This window comes from Halobaculum sp. P14, assembly GCF_051195155.1.
In the GTDB taxonomy this organism is placed as follows: domain Archaea; phylum Halobacteriota; class Halobacteria; order Halobacteriales; family Haloferacaceae; genus JBNTKA01.
Map to the genome: position 1 here is coordinate 1 of NZ_JBNTKB010000002.1, position 18,614 is coordinate 18,614.

Consider the following 18,614-nt stretch of genomic DNA (forward strand, 5'->3'; position numbering starts at 1 on the left):
GCTCCCGGCGTTCCAGCGTGGGAGCGGTATTCGAGATTAGCCTCAGTTTCCCGAGGTTATCTCGATCCGTAGGGTAGTTTGGCCACGTGTTACGGAGCTTTCCGCTACGAGTCTAAACTCGTACAACTAGCATGGCTAAATCGGACCCCGATAGCAATGACCTCCGGCAGGATCAACCGGAATGTTCCTGTCCTGACGGACAGGGGGTGGCGGGAATCACGTCAAAGACGTGATCACCTATTGCGTGGTCCGAGCTCAGTGACACCAACCAGGTGTCACCGAACTATCGAGGCTAACATCAGATACCGTCTTGCGGCGGACCGCAGGGGCGGAATCCTCATTTCTTGCGGATTTCAACCAACTCCTGGCAAGGGCATAAACCCTTCGGAGTGGGTCGAACGTCGGCGAACTCGACCGGATGTGAACCGGACGGAATTCGCACGGTGTCTTTCGCATTCCAACCGAATCGCCGTTCACACTTAAGGTCGTCGGAACGGACCCGGCGAGACCCGGATTGGGTCTGCCGGTTTCGTCCGGACCCGACTGCCTGTCCGTGTGATAAGCGTCGGCGTGAATTTGCGACATCGCCCCAGAGGGGCGTGCCGTGTCACCCGGGTTCGGCCCGGGCGACCTTCGCATTCGTTCGGATGGCAGGGCAGCATAAAAGGCCGTCGTTTCAACCGCTCCCAGTCATGCGGTTTCACGGGGACGTGACTCACGGGCACAGTCGAACGATAGGGACCGACACCGGCTGGACGCATCCTGGTCTTCGCGTGGATACGCATACGATTACATGGAGACACGCGTGGGCGGCTCCGTCAGAAGAACGCAGTCGCTCTCGGCGTGGCGGCGCAAAGAACGTCCAGAACTCCGGCGTCAGCTCTCGAGGTGCTCGATGCCCTGCTTCGAGACGTTCGCTTCGGTGATCTCGTCGGGCATCCAGTCGGGCTTGTTGTCGGGCGCCTCTTCGCGCCACGACCAGCCTTCGTAGATGTGGACCTTGTCGGTCCCCTTCTCACGAAGACGGAGCTCGACGCGGTCGGCCGCGTCCTCCGAGCTGGCTGGTTCCAGCCGACGGGCCGCTTTCAGTGCGGCCTGTCGGGGAGTGTTTCCGGAGTAGACGCTCTCCTCGGTTCCGTCCGATTCGCGCAGCGCGAAGTTTCGCTTACCGTCTTCACGTACCATGGTTTTTCGCCTCCGTGTGACGGCAGCACACACGGTATGATAAACGTATCGGGGAAGTGACCCCTACTCGAAGAAAGACTTTTGTATGATAGCGGCTGGTTCCGCCGGTTTCTCGCTACAGACCCGGGCGAAACCGGGCGCGCGTCGGCTCACGGCCCGCGGTACTGCTCGCGCGCGCCGGATTTGCCGACCGCAAGGGGGTAAACCAACACTTATGTATCCCGTGCGGCGAATCACCGGGTACCACAAGGCGATGGTCCGGAAAAAGACGCTCAGTCCGAGTGGCGCCAAGGACGAGAACGGCGAGTACCACAACGTACACGTGAACCTCCACGAGGACGAGCTGGAAGTGGCCGGCATGGACATCGGCGACGAGGTGTTCGTCAGGGTCCGTGACGGCAAGATAATCATCCAGAAAGCCGACGCCGACGACGTCGAACACGACTTCTAATCGGTCCGTACCCCCTGCGTTCAAGCACCCGCGAGCCGAGGCGCTACTCGATGAGGGCGTACGACCTCGCCAAGCCCGCGCTGTTCGCGCTGCCGCCGGAGACCGCCCACGGGGCGACCCACCGGCTGATGCGCGCCGTTCAGGGAACACCCGTCGAGTCGCTCGTGCGTGACCGCTACGCCGTCGACGACCCGCGGCTCCGCACCGAGGCGTTCGGACTGCAGTTCCCGACGCCGGTCGGCGTCGCCGCCGGATTCGACAAGAACGCTCACGTCCCGCGGTTCCTCGCCTCGCTCGGGTTCGGCCACGTCGAGGTCGGCGGCGTCACCGCGGAGCGGCAGCCCGGGAACCGTCGCCCGCGCATGTTCCGGCTTCGCGAGGACGAAGCGCTCGTGAACCGGATGGGGTTCAACAACGACGGCGCCGACGCGGTCGGCGAGCGACTCGAAGCCGTCCCGGACCCGGACGTCCCGGTCGGCGTCAACGTCGGCAAGTCGAAGTCGACGCCGCTGGCGGAGGCCGCGGAGGATTATCTCTACACGTACGAGCGCGTGGGCGCCCACGCGGACTACGTCGCCGTCAACGTCTCCTCGCCGAACACGCCCGGCCTCAGGTCGCTGCAGAACCGCGACGCCCTCGAGTCCATCCTGGGGGCGCTCGTCGACGCCGGCGCGTCGCCGCTGCTCGTGAAACTGTCGCCCGACCTCCCCGACCCCGCCGTCGAGGAGGCGCTGTCGGTCGTCGACGACCTCGGCCTCGACGGCGTCATCGCGACGAACACGACCACGGACCGCCCCGCGTCGCTGCGGAGCCCGAACGCCGCCGAGCGGGGCGGCCTCTCCGGGAAGCCGATAGAGGAGCGCGCCACCGACCAGATCCGGTTCATCGCCGAGCGGACGGACGTCCCGGTCGTCGGCGTCGGCGGCGTCTCGGACGCCGAGGGCGCCTACCGGAAGATCCGCGCCGGCGCGAGCCTCGTCCAACTGTACACCGGCCTCGTCTACGAGGGGCCGAGCCTCGCACGCGACATCAACGAGGGGCTGCTCGACGTACTGGAGCGCGACGGCTTCGACTCCGTCGCGGACGCGGTCGGCGCGGACCTGTAATCGAACCGGCGAGCGGCGGGCGCCGAAAGGAGAACCAGTCGCGGCGACGCGGTCAGGCGCACCGAATCCGGGAGCGGCGCGTCCGGCGGCGTGGGCGGTGAAGATGACGAGGGAGGCGGTGATGAGGCCGGCGGTGAGAGCGGCGGTGACTGTGCCGGCGGGTCAGTCGTGGACGATGACGACGGCGTCCTCGGGTTCGAGCAGTTCGCCGTCGCCGGTGTAGCGGCGTTCGCGTTCCACGTCGAACAGCGACTCGTCGAGCGTCTCGCCGGCGACGTGGAGTTCGCCGTCCTCGATGGTGTAGTCGCCGGCGTCGATGCCGGCGTCGATGTCGCCGACCTTCTCGCCGTACTTCGGGCCGACCTCGGCGTAGTCGAGGTCGATGCCGGTGACGACCGACTCGATTTCGGGTTCGGCGGCGAGCACGTCGAGGTCGTCGACGTTCATGACGCCGCGGATGTCGTCGGCGAACGCCTCGACGTCGCCTTCGCCGTACACTTCGACGCGGTCGAGTTCGGCGTTCAGCGGGAGCTGGCGTTCGCTCTTGTACCGGCGGAGCGCGCCGATGACGGCGGTGGCGGTGCGGCCGGCGGCGTGGTCGGCGTCGACGCCGAGCGGCGCCGGCCAGTCCTGCAGGTGGACCGAGTCGACCGCGTCGTCGCCGGCGGCGTCCGCGGCGTCGGGGTCGGCCGCGGCGTCGGCGTACATGTCGTGCCACAGTTCCTCGGTGACGTGCGCGAGGAACGGCGCGAACAGCTTCAGGAAGCGCCGGTGGGCGACGCGGAGCGCGTACTGCGCGGCCGGGTCGTCGTCGTCGGCCTCGCGGACCCGGGTCTTCGCGACTTCGAGGTAGTCGTCACAGAAGGTGTGCCAGAAGAAGCCGCGGAGGCCGTCGCGGGCCTTCGAGAACTCGCGCTGTTCGAGCTGGTCGGTGAGCGTCTCGGTGAGGTCGTCGAGTTCGGCGAGCAGCCAGCGGTCGAGTTCGCGGAGGTCGTCGTGGGCGACGTCCGGGTCGTCGTCGGGGGTGAGCGAGTCGACGAGCTTCGAGGCGTTCCAGAGCTTCTGCAGCAGCTTCTCGCCGGCGCGCAGCCCCTTCTCGTTGTACGGCAGGTCGTCGCCGACGGCGGAGCCGGCGGCCCAGTACCGGGCGGCGTCGACGGGGAACTGCGCGAGCACCTCCTCGGGGGCGACGACGTTCCCGACGGACTTGCTCATCTTCTCGCGGTTCTCGTCGAGCACCATCCCGTTGATCATCACGGAGTCGAACGGCACCTCGCCGGTGTGCTCGTAGCACTTGACGACGGTGTGGAACAGCCAGAAGCTGATGATGTCGTGGCCCTGCGGCCGCAGGTCGAACGGGAACAGCTCCGGGCGCTCCATGGTGAACTCCTCCGCGTCGGCGTCCCAGTCCCAGCCGGCGTTGACGAGCGGCGTCAGGCTGGACGTCGCCCACGTGTCGAGCACGTCGCTCTCCGGTTCGAACTCGTCGTGGCCGCAGGCGGGGCAGGCGTCCACCGGCGGGTCGTCCGACAGCGGGTCGACCGGCAGGTCTTCCTTGTCGGCGACGACGACCTCGTCGCAGTCGTCGCAGTACCACACCGGGAACGGGATGCCCGAGGAGCGCTGCCGGGAGATGAGCCAGTCCCACTGCAGCCCCTCGATCCAGTGTTCGTACCGCGTGAACATCTTCTCGGGGAACCAGTCCATCTCGCGGCCGGCCTGCAGGTACTCGTCGGCGCGGTCGAGCATCCGGATGTACCACTGCTCGGTGACGAGGAACTCGACGCTGACGCCACAGCGCTCGTGGACGTTGACGGTGTGCGTGATGGCCCAGCGGTCGAGCAGGTACCCTTCGTCGTCGAGGTCGGAGACGATGGCTTCCCGCGCCTCCGAGGAGTGCAGCCCCTCGTAGGCGCCGGCGACGTCGGTCATGTGGCCTGACTCGTCGATGGCGACGCGGAGGTCCAGGTCGTGCGCCTGGTACCACTCGATGTCGTTCTGGTCGCCGAACGTACAGCACATCACGATGCCGGAGCCGGTGTCCATGTCGACGCGGTCGTCGGCGATGACCGGGACGGTCTGGCCGAACAGCGGCACCTCCGCCTCCGCGCCGACGAGGTGCTGGTTGTCGTCGTCGTCCGGGTGGACGAAGACGGCGACGCACGCCGGCAGCAGTTCGGGTCGCGTCGTCGAAATCGTGAACTGCTCGTCCTCGCCGGCGACGTCGAAGGCGATGTCGTGGAAGTGGCTGTCCTGCTCGTCGTCTTCGGTCTCCACCTGCGAAATCGCGGTTTCGCACTCCGGACACCAGATGGCCGGCGCCTTCTCGCGGTACTCGCGGCCCTGCTCGTACAGGTCGAGGAACGACAGCTGGGAGATGCGCTGGACGCGCGGCTCGATGGTCTGGTACGTCTGGTCCCAGTCGACCGAGATGCCGAGCCCCTGGACGTTCTCGGTGAACTGCGACTCGTAGTCGGCGCAGACGTCCCGGCACTTCGCCTGGAACTCCCGGCGCTCGAAGTCCTGGTGGCGAATCCCGAGTTCCTCCTCCGTGAGCCGCTCGGAGGCGATGCCGTTGTCGTCGAACCCGAACGGGAAGTAGACGGTGTCGTCGTGCATCCGGTGGAACCGGGCGACGATGTCCTGCAGCGTGAACCCGTACAGGTGGCCCATGTGGAGACTCCCGGAGACGGTGGGCGGCGGCGTGTCGATGGAGAAGACGGTGTTGGGGTCGGTCGCGGCCTCCTCGTCGTAGGCGTACGTGTCCGCCTCGACCCACCGGCGCTGCCACTTCGACTCGGCGGCCTCGGGGTCGTAGTCTCCGCTGGGCATTTCCGTCCGTCACTACCCCGGAACGCCTGTTAAACGACTCGATTGTCCCGGGACGCCTGCCACGACCGCTCACGGGACCGTTCTCGGGACGCACCGCGGAGCCGTAGACGAGGAAGTTCAGCGACGACCCCCGAGCGGCGGAGATGAGCGACGGTGAACTGTTCTTGTCTCCGGCGCGTGGCGGCCGCGCTACGTCGCGGCCGGGAGCGCGCGAGGGGCGGCGGCACGGCCGAGCGACAGCGAGGCCGCGCCGGCGTCGGCTGGGGAGGGTGAGGCCGGTCGCTGAACCGTTCCCGGAGCCGTGACAGCCGCGACCGCACCGTGGACGCGGCGGCGGCGCGGCGCCGGCCGCCGCCGGCGCGGAACGCCGAGAAGGAAACACCTATCCGCGAAAGCGTCCCGACGTACTCGTAGCTACCGGCGCGGGCCGCGTCGCCGCCGCGGCCCCGCCACCTGCCCTACACTCAACAGATGAAAGTCGCAGACGCAGTCCCAGAGTTCGCCGACGCGTTCGGGTTCGAGGAGTTCAACCGGATGCAGCGCGAGGCGCTGCCGGCGATTCTGGAGCGCGACGACAACATCGTCGCGGCCGCGCCGACCGCCTCCGGGAAGACGGCGCTCGCGGAGCTCGCCATCTGCGAGACGCTGCGCGAGGACGGCACCGCGCTGTTCGTCGCGCCGATGCGCGCGCTCACCAACGAGAAGGAGTCCGAGTGGGAGCGGTTCGAGGAGCTGGGCTACTCGGTGTACGTCGTCACCGGCGAACGCGACCTGAATCCGCGGCGCGCCGAGCGCGCCGACATCCTCGTGATGACGCCGGAGAAGGCCGACTCCGCCACTCGGAAACACGAGTCCGCCCGCTACGGCTTCATCGCCGACGTCGACTGCTGTGTCATCGACGAGGTCCACCTGCTCGACTCCGAGAAGCGCGGCGCCGTCCTCGAAGTCACGATTTCGCGGCTCCGCCGCATCTGCGACCCGCGCGTCGTCGCGCTCTCGGCGACGATGCCGAACGTCGGCGACGTCGCCGAGTGGCTCGACGCGCCGCCGGAGACGACGTTCCAGTTCGGCGACGAGTACCGCCCGGTCGACCTCGAAACCGGCGTGAAGACGTACACGCACGGCGAAAACGGGTTCGCGGACAAGTACCGCCGGCTGTACCGCGCGCTCGACCTCGCCGAGCCGCACATCCGCGAGGACGGCCAGTCGCTCGTGTTCGTCTCCTCGCGGCAGGACACCGTGATGGCGGCGAAGAAGGCCCGGGACGAACTCGCCGAGCGCGACGTCCCGATGGGCGCCCGCGGCGACTACGACTTCCACACCGAGGCGAAGGAGCTGAACAACGAGACGCTGCGCCACTCCGTCCCGGACGGCGTCGCGTTCCACCACGCCGGCCTGTCGAAGTTCGACCGCGACAAGGTCGAAGCGTGGTTCAAGGAGGGGAAGATTCAGCTGCTGTTCTCCACGTCGACGCTCGCGTGGGGCGTGAACCTCCCGGCGCGCTGCGTCGTCATCCGCGACACGAAACACCACGACCCGCTGGAGGGCGACGTCGACATCAGCCCGCTGGACGTCCTGCAGATGCTCGGCCGCGCCGGCCGCCCCGGCTACGACGACGTCGGCTACGGCTGGGTCGTCTGTGACCGCTCGGACGCCGACAAGTACCGCGCGCTGCTCCGAGACGGCAAGGAGATCGAGTCGCGGCTCGCCGCCGAAGTCGAGTCGCACCTGAACGCCGAAATCGCGCTCGGCACCATCACCGGCCTCGACGACGTGATGGACTGGCTGGAGACGACGTTCTACTACGTCCGCGCGAAGTCGAAGCCGGACGAGTACGACTTCGAGGGCATCCGCGACCGCGTCCGCGACACCCTGAACTCGCTGGTCGACAAGGGGTTCGTGGAGACCGACGACTCCCTCGGCGTCGAGGCGACGACGCTCGGCCGGCTCACCTCGAAGTACTACCTGCGGCTCGAAACCGCAGAGCGGTTCAAGCGGCTCGCCGACCGCGACGACGTCGACGAGGCCGGGGTTCTGCGGACCGTCGCGGCGGCCGCCGAGTTCGACTCCGTGTCCGCGCGCGCCTCCGAGACCGACGCCGTCGACCGCGTCCTCTCGGACACGTCGACCGACCTGGAGGACGGCCACCGGAAGGTGTACGCCATCCTGCGCGCCGCCGTCCGCGGGAAGACGCCGTCGGACCTCCGGTCGGACGCGTGGGTGATTCGGCAGAACGCGCTGCGGCTGCTCGCGGCGCTCCGGGAGTTCCTCGACGACTTCGCGGGCGCCCGCGCGGCGAACCTCGCGCGGCGCGTCGAGGCCCGCGTCGAACACGGCGTCCCGGCGGAGGCGGCGGGGCTCACCGCCGTCGACGGCATCGGGTCGAGCCGCGCCGAGAACCTCGCCGCCGGCGGCCTGACGTCGCCCGCTGCCCTCGTCGCCGGCGGTGCGTCCGAACTCGCCGCGGCGGGGCTCTCGGAGGGCGTCGCCGAGCGCGTCCTGAAGCAGGCGAAGCGGCTTCCGCGCGCCGAAGTCGAGTGGGCGGACTTCCCGGACAGCATCGGTGTCGGCGAGAACGACGTCCGGGAGTTGACGGTGCGGAACCGCGGCGGCGGCGCCCGCGCCGGGATTCGCGTCACCGCGAACGGCGTCGAGATGCACGAGAAGACGCTGTACTTCTCCGACGAGACCACGGTCCCGGTCGGCGTGTTCGGCGCGGCCGGCGAATCGGAGATGCGCTACGAGGTCGAGGTCGTCTACCCCGAACTCCCGCTGCTCCCCGAGACCGACGCCCGAACCGTCTCCATCGACTGACCGCGGCACGGCGAACGGGGCTGGTTCCCCGGGCCGTCCCGGCGAAACCGCTCGACCGGGACGGCGTCGCGGACGCCGAGCCGGCCGTGCGAGGTCGGAACGACTAACCGACGACACGCCGCACACTCACCCAACGAAATGCGACGTCCACACGCCCAGGTCGCGCTGCTGGAGGCAGCGAGCGCGACCGACGCAAAGACCGTCGAACAGCTCGCAGACGAGACGGACCTGAAGCCGGCGACCGTCACCCGCGCCGCCTTCGACCTCCGCGACGACGGCCTCGTCGCGGTGACGGAGTCCGTCGAGGAGTCCGCCGAACTCACCGAGGAGGGCCGGCGGTACGCCGAGGCGGGGCTGCCGGAGATTCGGCTGTACCGCGCCGCCGTCGACGCCGGCGCCGACGAGGACCCGGTGTCGATGGGCGAGGTCATCGGCGCCGCCGACCTCGACGGCCCGGCCGTCGACATCGCGCTGTCGAACTTCGCGCGGAAGGGGTACGGCAGCATGGACAGCGGCGAACTCAGCGCCGACCCGGACGCCGCACCCGGCGAGGACGAAGAGGCCGCCGCGCTCGCGGCGCTCGCCGCCGGCGACGACGTGGCCGACGGCGACGTGCTCGACGAACTGGACCGGCGCGGCCTCGTCGAGCTGTCCGAGCGCACCGTCCGGTCGGTGACGCTGACCGACGAGGGTGTGACGGCGCTGATGGAGGGCGTCGAGACGGCGGAGACCGCAGACCGGCTCACGCCGGAGCTGCTGACGTCCGGCGAGTGGGCGGACGTCGAGTTCACCGAGTACAACGTCGAGGCAGACGCCCCCGACGTCGACGGCGGCCGGACGCACGTCCTGCGGAACATGGCCGACCGCGTGAAGGACGTCCTCGTCGGCATGGGCTTTCAGGAGATGGAGGGGCCGCACGCCGACGCGGACTTCTGGATCAACGACTGCCTGTTCATGCCGCAGGACCACCCGGCGCGGACGCACTGGGACCGGTTCGCGCTCGACGTGCCGCCGGTCGACGACCTCCCCGCCGACCTCGTCGACCGCGTCGAGGACGCCCACCGGAACGGCGTCGGCGACGACGGCGACGGCTACCACTCGCCGTGGAGCGAGGACTTCGCGCGCGCCGTCGCGCTGCGCGGCCACACGACGTCGCTGTCGATGCGGTACCTCTCCGGGTACGCCGGCGCCGACGTCGACCCGCCGAAGCGGTACTTCTCCGTCGAGAAGGCGTACCGGAACGACACGCTCGACGCCACGCACCTGCTGGAGTTCTTCCAGATCGAGGGCTGGGTGATGGCCGAGGACCTGTCGGTGCGCGACCTGATGGGGACGTTCGAGGAGTTCTACCGCCAGTTCGGCATCGAGGAGATACGGTTCAAGCCGCACTACAATCCGTACACGGAGCCGAGCTTCGAGCTGTTCGGCGAACACCCGGAGACGGGCGAGGAGATCGAAATCGGGAACTCCGGGCTGTTCCGGGAGGAGGTGCTGTCGCCGCTCGGCGTCGACTGCGACGTGATGGCGTGGGGGCTCGCGCTCGAACGGCTCGCGATGCTCACGACCGGCGCCGAGGACATCCGCGACCTGCACGGGACGCTCGCGGACCTCGAGTTCCTGCGGAACGCAGAGGTGACCTACTGATGCCAGTCGTCGACATCGACACGGACGAGCTACGCGAACTGACCGGCCACGACGAAAAGAGCGACGACGAGTTCAAAGACGACCTGTTCGCGCTCGGCCTCGAGTACGAGGGCGACACGGACGAGGGCGAACTCCAGTTCGAGTTCGGCCCGGACCGGCTCGACCGGCTGTCCGTCGAGGGCGTCGCGCGGTCGCTGCGCTACCAGTACGGCGACGCGCGCGGCGTCCACGTCCCCGACACGAACGACCCGGACTGGACCATCGAGGTGGACGAGTCCGTCCCGGACGAGCGGCCGTACGTGACGGGCGCCGTCGTCCGCGGCGTCGACCTCGACGAGTCCGCGCTCGACTCGCTCATCCAGCTGCAAGAGAAGCTGCACGCGACGATGGGGCGGGGGCGCGCGAAGGGCGCCATCGGCATCCACGACCTCACGATGCTGAAAGGCGCCGGGCTCGGCACCGCCGGCGGCAGCCTCGACCTCGGCGGCGGCCTCGCCGGCGGGAGCAGCGACCTCGACGACGCCGGCGACGACGCCGAACCGGACGTGGACGCCGACCTCGGCGCGGACCTCGACGGCTCCGAGGCGCCCGAGGACGTCGGCGACGGCCGGTCCGCGGCGGAGGCGTCCGCGAACAGCATCACGTACCGCGGCGTCGACCCGGACGGCGACCGGTTCGTGCCGCTCGATTCGGACGCCGCGATGACGCCCGGCGACGTCCTGACGGACCACCCGACCGGCGAGACGTACGCCGACCTCGTCGAGGACCTGGAGCGCTACCCGGCCATCTACGACGAAATCGGGCTGTTCTCGTTCCCGCCGGTCATCAACGGGTCGCGCACCGAGGTGTCGACCGACTCGCGGGACCTGTTCGTCGAACTCACCGGGACCGACCAGTGGACCATCGACAAGATGTGCGTCATCATCTGCTACGCGCTCGCCGCCCGCGGCGGCACCGTCGAGGAGGTGGAGGTCGTCTACGCCGACGGCGCCACGACGCCCGACGAGTACGGCGCGGAACTGGTCCGGCCGGACCTCGACACCGACGAGAAGTCCGTCTCGCACGACCGCATCGAGACGATGCTCGGCGTCGACCTCGACGCCGACGACGTCGTCGACCTGTTCGAGCGCAGCGGCCTGGACGCGACGTACTCGCTCGGCGAGGAGACCGTGTACGACGTGACGATTCCGCCGTACCGCGTCGACGTCCTCCACCCGCTCGACCTCGTCGACGACGTCGGCCGCGCGTACGGCTTCAACGAACTGGAGCCGACGTACCCCGACATCGGCACCATCGGCGGCCGACACGAACACAGCCGGCTCGAAGACGCCGTCCGCACAAGCCTCGTCGGCCTCGGCTTCGAGGACATGCTGAACTTCCACATGACGTCGGCCGCCGAGAACTACGACCGGATGCGGCTCTCGGAGGGCGACGACGACTTCGGGGCGGCGCCGCGCGCGGAAATCACGAGCCCGTACAGCGAGGAGTACACGCAGCTCCGGACGTGGGCGCTGCCGTCGCTGACGCAGGTGCTGGAGAACAACACCCACCGGGCGTACCCACAGGACCTCGCCGAGGTCGGCTTCGTCGCGCACCGCGACGACGACGTCAACACCCGGGTCGCAGAGTCCCGGCACGTCGCCGCCGTCGTCGCCCGCACCGACGCGACCTACGAGGACGCGAAGGCGCGGCTCCAGGCGCTCTGTGACGACTTCGACGCGGAACTGGAGACGCCGGCGACCGCACACCCGAGTTTCATCCCGGGCCGCGTCGCCGACGTCGTCGTCGACGGCGAGCGCGTCGGCGTCATCGGCGAACTCCACCCCGAAGTGCTGGTGGAGCGCGACCTCGAAGTGCCGGTCGCGGCGTTCGAGTTCGACGTGTCCGCGCTCGAATAGGCCGCCACTGAACGGTCGCCCGACGCCCGATTTTTGCGGGGGCGCTTCCACAGCCCACAGCCGCGCACCCAGTGGCGACGAAACCCGACGACACCGGAGGGATTCCGCTTCGGATTCCACCGGAAGCGAGGGGGTTCAGACGCCGCCGGAATCGGCACCCGAAACGCCCCTTCGATGCGGCCGCCGGAACGCGGCAACCCCGGCGACCGCGGCGGCAGCACCGGGAGCCGGCCGGCGACGCCGCCGGAGCGACCACTTCCACCGTGCCTCCGACAGTTTAAACCGCCGAACGGGGCTAGAGACGGCAATGAAGCCATCCGACGTCTCGACCCTCCCGCCGGGCGTCGCCGACGCGCTCGAAGGGGAGGGCATCGAGGAGTTCTATCCGCCGCAGGCGGCCGCGGTGGAGGCCGGCGTCGCCGACGGCGAGTCGGTCGTCGCGTCCGTCCCGACGGCGTCCGGGAAGACGCTGATCGCGGAGCTCGCGATGCTGTCGGCGGTGCAGCGCGGCGGGAAGGCGCTCTACATCGTGCCGCTGCGGGCGCTGGCCTCCGAGAAGAAAGCGGAGTTCGAGCGGTGGGAGGAGTTCGGCGTCGACGTCGGCGTCTCCACCGGGAACTACCAGTCCGACGGCGAGTGGCTGGCCAGCCGGGACGTCATCGTCGCGACCTCCGAGAAGGTGGACTCGCTGATACGGAACGGCGCGCCGTGGGTGGACGACCTCACCTGCGTCGTCTCCGACGAGGTCCACCTCGTCGACGACAGCCACCGCGGCCCGACGCTGGAAGTGACGCTCGCGAAGCTCCGCCGCATCAACGCGGGGCTGCAGGTCGTCGCGCTCTCGGCGACCGTCGGGAACGCCGACGAGGTGGCGTCGTGGCTGGACGCGACGCTCGTCGAGTCCGACTGGCGCCCCATCGACCTGAAGATGGGGGTGCATTACGGCAACGCCGTCTCGTTCGACGACGGGAGCAAGCGCGAAGTCCCGGTCGAGGCGGGGGAGAAGCCGACGTCGGCGCTGGTCGCGGACGCGCTCGACGAGACCGTCGACGGCCAGCGCGGCTCGTCGCTGGTGTTCGTGAACTCCCGCCGGAACGCCGAGGGCGCCGCGAAGCGGCTCGCGGGCGTGACCGCGAAGCGGCTCGAACAGGGCGAACGCCGCGAACTGGAGGAGCTCGCGGCCGACATCCGGGACGTCTCGGACACCGACACGGCCGACGACCTGGCCGACTGCGTCGTCGACGGCGCCGCGTTCCACCACGCCGGGCTGGCGAGCGAACACCGCAGCCTCGTCGAGGACGCGTTCCGCGACCGGCTCATCAAGTGCATCTGCGCGACGCCGACGCTCGCCGCCGGCGTCAACACGCCCGCGCGCCGCGTCGTCGTCCGCGACTGGAAGCGCTACGACGGCGAGTTCGGCGGCATGAAGCCGCTCGACACGCTCGAAGTCCAGCAGATGATGGGCCGCGCCGGCCGCCCCGGCCTCGACCCGTACGGCGAAGCCGTGCTGCTCGCGAACGACCACGACACCCAAGAGGAGCTGTTCGAGCGGTACATCTGGGCCGACCCGGAGCCGGTCCGGTCGAAGCTCGCCGCCGAGCCGGCGCTCCGCACCCACCTGCTCGCCACCGTCGCCTCCGGCTTCGCCAACAGCCGCGACGGCCTGCTCGAGTTCCTCGGCCGGACGCTGTACGCGAGCCAGACCGACGACGACCAGCGGCTCGAATCCGTCACCGACCGCGTCCTCGACTACCTCGACGCGAACGGCTTCGTCGACCGCGAGGACGGCACCGTCACCGCGACCGGCATCGGCCACACCGTCTCGCGGCTCTACCTCGACCCGATGAGCGCCGCCGAAATCATCGACGGCCTCCGGGACGCGCTGGACACCGGCGACACGCGGACGAGCACGCGGACGCGCCGGTCCGCCGGCACCGACGAGAACGCCGACGCCGCAGACGCCGACGACGTCGACGCCGCAGACGCCGAGTTCGTCACGGGCTCGGACCTCCTCGACGCCGCCGGCGACGCTGACAGCGACGACGCTGCCGGCGAGGCCGACGGTACCGGCGAGACCGACGCCGGCAACGACGGTCCTGACGCGGAATCCGACCCGGAGCTGACGCCGCTCGGCCTGTACCACCTCGTCGCCCGGACGCCGGACATGTACCAGCTCTACCTGAAATCCGGGGACCGCGAGACGTACGAGGAGGAGTTCTACGAGCGCGAACCGGAGTTCCTCGGCGGCGCGCCCTCGGAGTTCGAAGACGTCGCGTGGGAGGACTGGCTCGCGGCGCTGAAGACCGCGCGGCTGCTTGAGGACTGGGCGAGCGAACTGGACGAGGACCGCATCGCCGAGCGGTACGGCGTCGGCCCCGGCGACATCCGCGGGAAAGTGGAGACCGCGGAGTGGCTGCTCGGCGCCGCCGAACAGCTCGCCGGCGAACTCGACCTCGGCGTCAGCGTCCAGATTCGCGAGGCGAAAAAGCGGGTCGAGTACGGCGTCCGCGACGAACTGCTCGACCTCGCCGGGGTTCGCGGCGTCGGCCGGAAGCGCGCCCGTCGGCTGTTCGAGGCCGGCATCGAGAGCCGCGCCGACCTCCGCGACGCCGACAAGTCGGTGGTGCTCGCGGCGCTCCGCGGCCGCCGGAAGACCGCCGAGAACGTCCTCGAAGCCGTCGGCCGCCCGGACTCGTCGATGGACGACGTGACCAAGGACGCCTCCGTGTCGGCGGCGACCACCGCGGCCGCGAACGGCGACGACGACGGCGGACAGGCCACGTTCGGTGATTTCTCGTGAGGCTCGTCGACGGCCGCGCGGTCATCGACGACCTCGACGCCTTCCTCGGCGACCTCGACGCCGTCGCCGACGACGCGGGCTGCACCGTGCAAGCGTTCGACGCGCGCTACGTCGTCGGCCGCGACCACCTCGCTCGCGCCGTCGAACTGGCCGACCGGGCGTTCACCCGCGGCGAGAACGTCGCCCGCGACCGCGGCATCGAAATCACGCTGTACGCCGCCGGCCGCCGGCAGATAAACGAGGCGCTCGACCTCGGCGTCGCCGAGGGGGAGCTGCCGGTCGTCGTGCTCTGTGACGGCGGCGACGAGGCGGAAGCCGCCGCAGAGGACCGCGTCCGCGACCTCCTCGACGACTCCGTGGACGCGCTCGGCGACTACGACGAGGCGCTCGTCCGGGAGTTCTTCGACGTCACCGCCACCGAACTGGCGGCGACCGACGGCGACCTCGGCGACGTCGTCCTCGAGCGAGTGGCGCTGCTCGACGTCAGGAAGTAGTTTGGAGCGTCCCGAAGGCCGGGGACGCCCGGAGCGCGCAGAGCGGACAGAGCCACCATCTGACGCGCGTCAGACACACCCCATCATTTCGACTGGAAACAGCGTGACTGCGCAGGGAATCGTCTCGACACGAAACGAGCGGAAGGATAGTCCATACTGGATTCGAACCAGTGTCGTTGCCCCCAGAAGGCAACAGGATTGGCCACTACCCCAATGGACTGCGTGCATTCGCCGACGGCGCCTCCGTCAGCATCACTCCGTAGTCGGTTGGAACATATGAGTGTTGCGAACCCGGTTCGGGCGGCGACCCGCGGCCGTCACGGGTGTCTCAGCCGCCGCCCCCGCCGCGCTCGTCCGTGCATACACCGCCACCTATTTGCCGAGTCGATGGGCAGTATCGTGTATGTACCTCGGCCGTTTCGTCGTCGTCGGCCCGAAAGTCGGCGCCTACCGCGTCTCCTCGCGCAGCTTCCCGAACCGCGAAATCGTGCGCCGCGGCGACGACACCCTGACCGTCGGCCCGACCGCCGAGGCGGAGCCGACCGACAACCCCTACGTGTCGTACAACTGCGTCCGCGTCGCCGGCGACGACCGCGACCCGTCCGCCGTCGTCGGAAACGGCTCGCACGTCGACCCCGTCGCCGAGAAGGTCGACCGGGGCTACCCGGCGCGGGACGCGCTCGTCGAGGCGCTGCACGCGCTCGACTACGAGAAGGACGACTACGACACGCCGCGGGTCGCCGGCGTCGTCGACGACGACACCGCCCACGTCGGCATCGTCCGCCGCGACGCGCTGCTCGTCCGCGAGGTCGACGAGCCGCACCTGGTCGCGACGTACGAGGAGGACGAGCCGCGGCCGTTCGACTTCGAGCCGACCACCGCCGTGTCGGCCGCCCGCACCGCCTACGGCCTCGACTACGAACACGCCGTCTGCGCCGCCGGCGTCCACGTCGGCGACGACAGCGTCGGGCTGGCGGTCGAAAACGGGGAACGCGAGGCGGAGTGAGGGAGCGGAGCGACCGAACGACGCCTCGACTCACGGCGGCGAGGTCCGCAGGGCCGAGCCGCCACGTACTGCTGTAAAACACCGAATAAGCGAGCGAAGCGACCGAACGACGCCTCGACCCACGGCGGCGAAGTCCGCAGAGCCGAGCCGCCACCTACGGTTTTGCGAACGCGGAGCGAGAGAGCGGCGTCGCTGGAGGTAACAGGCGTGACGCCGTACGGTGTCCCGTGCAACTGGGAGTCATCTCAGACGTCCACGGCAACAGGGTCGCGCTGGAGGCGGTGCTCGACGACATGCCGCCGGTGGACGGCGTGGTGTGCGCCGGCGACGTCGTCGGCTACGGCCCGTGGCCGGGCGACTGCGTCGCGGCGCTGCGGGAGCGCGGCGTCCCGACGGTGAGCGGGAACCACGACCGCGCCGTCGTCGCCGGGTCGGCGCCGGGGTTCAACGGGATGGCGAGAGCCGGCGTCGAGTACGCGCGGGAGACGCTCGACGAGGCGGCGGTGGAGTGGCTCGGCGGCCTGCCGCACCGCCGCGTCGTCGGCGGGAACCGTGTCGCGGTCGCGCACGGCCACCCGGCGGAGCCGGACCGCTACACGTACCCGAAGGAGTTCACCGGCGGCCTCGTCGACACCGCGGCCGACCAACTGGCGGTCGACCCGGGCGGGCTGGACGCGCTGATTCTCGGCCACACCCACGTCCAGGGCCACGAGACGTTCCCGGAGGGCGTCGTGTTGAACCCCGGGAGCGTCGGGCAGCCGCGCGACCGCGACCCGCGGGCGGCGTACGCCGTCCTCGACGTCGAAGACCGGTCGGTGACGGAACACCGCGTGGAGTACGACGTCGACGCGGTCGCCGAGGCGGTCGACGACGCCGGCCTCCCGTCAGCAATCGGGGAGCGGCTGTTCGACGGGAAATAGAGGCAGGCGAGGCGGAGAAGAGCAGTGAGGAGCGGAGCGGAGAAAAGCGAAGAAGAGCGGAGCGGCGCGGCGGAAGCCCGACCGCGGCTCAGAACTCCTCTTGGACGATTTCGAGCGCGTCCTCGGCGTCGGCCCAGTCGACGAAGAGGGCGACGGAGGTGGCGGAGGTGATGATGTCGTGGACGTTGATGCCGGCGGCGGCGATGGGGCCGACGATGTCCGAGATGACGCCGGGACGGTTCGGGAGTTCGCCGCCCATGACGCGAACGACCGCGAACTCCTCTTTGACGGTGACCGACGACAGCGACTCGTCGGTGACGACCTCGTCGTGCAGCGCGGTCTCGGCGCGCTCGGCGAGCGCCGTGTCGACGTAGAACGTCACGGAGTCCATGCCGGAGGCGACCGCGTCGATGTTGACGTCGGCGTCGCGGAGCGCCGTCGAGAGGTCCGCGAGGATGCCGGGCCGGTTCCGGATGGCGCGGCCGGCGACCGTGATGCAGGCGAGCGACCCCTCCCGCATGTCGATGAGGTTCTCGAAGCTCCCCTCGATGGTGGTGCCGCCGGCGAGCAGATCGCCGTGCTGGTAGTGGACGACGCGGACGTCGAGGTCTTCGTCCTTGTAGCTGAGCGCCGACGGCGCGACGACTTCGGCGCCGCGGAACGAGAGGTTCCTGAGTTCGTCGACCGTGATGCGCGCGACGTTCCGGGCGCCCTCGACGACGTGCGGGTCGCCGGTCATGACGCCCTCGACGTCGGTGACGATGACGACCTCGTCGGCGTCCATGAACCGGCCGAGCATCACGGCGGTCGTGTCCGAGCCGCCGCGTCCGAGCGTCGTCACCTTCCCGTCGAGCGTCTGCGCGAGGAACCCGGTGATGATGGGGACGACGCCGTCCATCTGCGCGGCGAGTTTCTCCGCGCGCTCGCGCGTTGCCTCGGCGTCGACCTCGCCGTGTTCGTTCGTGATGACCGGCCAGTCGTCGCTCCCCGGTTCGAGGAAGACGGCGTCGACGCCGCGGGCCGACAGCGCCGCCTTCAGCATCCGGACCGAGGTGCGTTCGCCCATCGAGACGATTTCGGCGCGGTCGTCCGGCTCCACCTCGAACTGTATCTCCTCGAGCAGGTCGTCGGTCGTCGACCCCATCGCGGAGGCGACGACGGCGATCTCGTGGCCCTCCTCGACGGCCTTCGCGACGGTGTCGGCGGCGCGGTCGATTCGGTCGCCCGACCCGAGCGACGTGCCGCCGAACTTCGCGACGACCCGCATCAGCACGCCACCTCTCGGCGGCGGAATCGGCAGACTCGACGGTGACAAGCGGCGTCAGGGTTCATGACCGCCCGTAGCACGGGTCGGCGTTTAACGCTGTCCTCCGTCCCGAGGATTGCCGCAGCCGCGCGGACCCGAGTCGTCGGTGCGGGGTCGACCCCCGCGGCGTCGGCCGCGCGGGGCGCCGCCCGCATCGC

Annotated in this window: 12 protein-coding genes and 1 rRNA gene; 9 read left to right on the forward strand and 4 right to left on the reverse strand. The window is 69.8% G+C overall.

The window, feature by feature from the left end; genetic code table 11:
- A 16S ribosomal RNA gene (locus tag ACQUS7_RS05120) occupies positions 1 to 183 on the reverse strand; the annotation flags it as partial.
- 693 nt (positions 184 to 876) lie between these two features.
- Positions 877 to 1,185, reverse strand: coding sequence for a non-histone chromosomal MC1 family protein (locus ACQUS7_RS05125; protein ID WP_435123665.1), 309 nt, complete (start codon positions 1,183 to 1,185; stop codon positions 877 to 879).
- A gap of 253 nt (positions 1,186 to 1,438) precedes the next feature.
- Here ACQUS7_RS05125 and ACQUS7_RS05130 point away from each other — a divergent pair, with 253 nt between their 5' ends.
- A complete protein-coding gene (locus tag ACQUS7_RS05130; RefSeq protein ID WP_435126046.1) occupies positions 1,439 to 1,636 on the forward strand; it encodes a hypothetical protein in 198 nt (65 codons plus the stop codon).
- 50 nt (positions 1,637 to 1,686) lie between these two features.
- Positions 1,687 to 2,742 carry a quinone-dependent dihydroorotate dehydrogenase gene (locus tag ACQUS7_RS05135; protein WP_435123667.1) on the forward strand — a complete coding sequence of 352 codons (1,056 nt, stop codon included), beginning with the start codon at positions 1,687 to 1,689 and terminating at the stop codon, positions 2,740 to 2,742.
- A 162-nt stretch (positions 2,743 to 2,904) separates the two neighbouring features.
- Here the strand turns inward: ACQUS7_RS05135 and ACQUS7_RS05140 are convergent, their stop codons facing one another.
- On the reverse strand, positions 2,905 to 5,574 hold the full coding sequence (locus ACQUS7_RS05140; RefSeq protein WP_435145273.1) for a valine--tRNA ligase: 2,670 nt from the start codon (positions 5,572 to 5,574) through the stop codon (positions 2,905 to 2,907).
- A 471-nt stretch (positions 5,575 to 6,045) separates the two neighbouring features.
- Here ACQUS7_RS05140 and ACQUS7_RS05145 point away from each other — a divergent pair, with 471 nt between their 5' ends.
- The 7 genes from ACQUS7_RS05145 (at position 6,046) to ACQUS7_RS05175 (ending at position 17,150) form a co-directional block, all read left to right on the forward strand.
- The gene (locus ACQUS7_RS05145) at positions 6,046 to 8,388 is read left to right on the forward strand and encodes a DEAD/DEAH box helicase (protein WP_435145275.1); all 2,343 of its coding nucleotides are present in this window, start codon (positions 6,046 to 6,048) and stop codon (positions 8,386 to 8,388) included.
- A gap of 138 nt (positions 8,389 to 8,526) precedes the next feature.
- Positions 8,527 to 10,032 (forward strand): phenylalanine--tRNA ligase subunit alpha, encoded by a 1,506-nt coding sequence (locus tag ACQUS7_RS05150; RefSeq protein ID WP_435145277.1) that lies wholly within the window; start codon positions 8,527 to 8,529, stop codon positions 10,030 to 10,032.
- Positions 10,032 to 11,930 carry a phenylalanine--tRNA ligase subunit beta gene (gene pheT / locus ACQUS7_RS05155; RefSeq protein ID WP_435145279.1) on the forward strand — a complete coding sequence of 633 codons (1,899 nt, stop codon included), beginning with the start codon at positions 10,032 to 10,034 and terminating at the stop codon, positions 11,928 to 11,930. The genes ACQUS7_RS05150 and pheT overlap by 1 nt, the downstream gene beginning before the upstream one ends.
- A 307-nt stretch (positions 11,931 to 12,237) precedes the next feature.
- Complete coding sequence (locus ACQUS7_RS05160; protein WP_435145282.1) at positions 12,238 to 14,730, forward strand: ATP-dependent DNA helicase; 2,493 nt, start codon at positions 12,238 to 12,240, stop codon at positions 14,728 to 14,730.
- Positions 14,727 to 15,224, forward strand: a complete 498-nt coding sequence (gene cgi121, locus ACQUS7_RS05165; RefSeq protein WP_435123676.1) for a KEOPS complex subunit Cgi121 — start codon at positions 14,727 to 14,729, stop codon at positions 15,222 to 15,224. The genes ACQUS7_RS05160 and cgi121 overlap by 4 nt, the downstream gene beginning before the upstream one ends.
- Before the next feature lie 403 nt (positions 15,225 to 15,627).
- On the forward strand, positions 15,628 to 16,230 hold the full coding sequence (locus tag ACQUS7_RS05170; RefSeq protein WP_435123678.1) for an IMP cyclohydrolase: 603 nt from the start codon (positions 15,628 to 15,630) through the stop codon (positions 16,228 to 16,230).
- Between the two features lie 227 nt (positions 16,231 to 16,457).
- On the forward strand, positions 16,458 to 17,150 hold the full coding sequence (locus tag ACQUS7_RS05175; RefSeq protein ID WP_435145285.1) for a metallophosphoesterase family protein: 693 nt from the start codon (positions 16,458 to 16,460) through the stop codon (positions 17,148 to 17,150).
- Positions 17,151 to 17,238: 88 nt separating this feature from the next.
- Here ACQUS7_RS05175 and ACQUS7_RS05180 read toward each other — a convergent pair whose 3' ends face one another.
- Positions 17,239 to 18,417, reverse strand: a complete 1,179-nt coding sequence (locus tag ACQUS7_RS05180) for an aspartate kinase (protein WP_435145288.1) — start codon at positions 18,415 to 18,417, stop codon at positions 17,239 to 17,241.
- Positions 18,418 to 18,614 lie beyond the last annotated feature (197 nt).